Source organism: Ideonella azotifigens (assembly GCF_006519715.1).
Lineage (GTDB): Bacteria > Pseudomonadota > Gammaproteobacteria > Burkholderiales > Burkholderiaceae_C > Ideonella > Ideonella azotifigens.
In genome coordinates, this window is sequence record NZ_VIDT01001177.1 from 1 (window position 1) to 1,048 (window position 1,048).

3 protein-coding genes and 1 pseudogene are annotated in these 1,048 nt (G+C 69.3%); all 4 read right to left on the reverse strand.

The window, feature by feature from the left end:
- A pseudogene (locus FKP22_RS31440) lies at window positions 1-215 on the reverse strand (alpha/beta hydrolase); the annotation flags it as partial.
- Entirely contained in the window at window positions 212-355 is a 144-nt protein-coding gene (locus FKP22_RS33305) for a hypothetical protein (protein WP_170201210.1), read from the reverse strand. The pseudogene FKP22_RS31440 and the gene FKP22_RS33305, both read right to left, overlap by 4 nt.
- Window positions 352-723, reverse strand: a complete 372-nt coding sequence (locus FKP22_RS31445) for a VOC family protein (protein WP_141292074.1) — start codon at window positions 721-723, stop codon at window positions 352-354. Before FKP22_RS31445 ends, FKP22_RS33305 begins: the two co-directional genes overlap by 4 nt.
- A 55-nt stretch (window positions 724-778) precedes the next feature.
- Window positions 779-1,048: DUF1294 domain-containing protein (locus FKP22_RS31450; protein WP_310733406.1), on the reverse strand; the 270-nt coding region annotated here is incomplete at its 5' end.

A 1,048-nucleotide genomic window follows, 5' to 3' on the forward strand; every position in this document is an offset into this window, starting at 1 on the left:
AGGCCAAACGAGATGCGCTCACCGCTGCTCTCGCCATGCGCCGGCAGGTCGATCAGCAGCGTCGAATAGCCTTCGCGGCGCAACAGCCGCGCCCGCTCCATCATCTGCCGCCGGTCCGAACGCACGCCGTGCAGCAGCAGCACCGTGCCGTGTCCGGTCTGCCCCTGCACCGCCCAGCCCACCACCTGCCCGCCACCGGCCAGCGGCAAGGTCACAGCCGCGCCTGCAGGTCCGGTGGTGCCTCGCCGATCAGTCGCGAAGCGGGACGGCTCAAGGCCTCGCCGGCGCCCAGGCAGGTCAATGTCACCAGCACCACGCTGGTCGCCAGGCTGAGGATCAGGCGGCGCAGTTTCATCGGTGCTGGTCCACCAGCACCGGATTGCCGTCCGGGTCGATGGCGACAAAGCTGGCCGGGCCGACGGTGGTTTCGTCGGCCTCGGTGGCCAGCGTGATGCCTTGGGCCTTCAGCTGGCGCTGCAGTTCGCGCACATCGGTGAACTCGGCCAGCGGCTTGGCGTGCTGGTCCCAGCCGGGGTTGAAAGTCAGCATGTTCTTCTCGAACATGCCCTGGAACAGGCCGACGAGGTGCTCGCCGTTCTTCAGGATCAGCCAGCCCTGGCCGGCGTTGCCGCCGAACTCGCGAAAGCCCAGGGCTTCGTAAAAGGCCCGCGAGGCCACCAGGTCCTTGACGGCCAGGCTGATCGAAAACGCACCGAGCTGCATCGCAACACTCCTTCGCCACCGAACGCCGGGGCAGGCCGATGGTCGCAGCGGCGCTTCAGCCGTGCAAGACCATCACGGCGACCGTGCCGCAATGCAGCAGCACCGTGCCCCAGTAGGCCTCGCGGAAACCGGGCTTCAGCGTCTTGTGGTGCAGCAGCAGGCGGGCCGCCCAGCCGGCAGGCCAGCCGCCCAGCAAGGCCAGCGTGTGCAGCAGCTTCTCCGGGATGCGCCAGCGGCCCTTGCGCGCGGCCTGCTTGTCCCAGGCGTAGACCAGGAAGGTCAGCAGGTTCAGCGCGGCCAGCGCCGGCCAGGTGGCGCCGGGCAG

What these genes read in the sequence shown, in the direction of transcription:
- FKP22_RS33305 (WP_170201210.1), bottom strand. Translation starts at nt 355, where the DNA reads ATGAAACTGCGCCGCCTGATCCTCAGCCTGGCGACCAGCGTGGTGCTG.
- FKP22_RS31445 (WP_141292074.1), bottom strand. Translation starts at nt 723, where the DNA reads ATGCAGCTCGGTGCGTTTTCGATCAGCCTGGCCGTCAAGGACCTGGTG.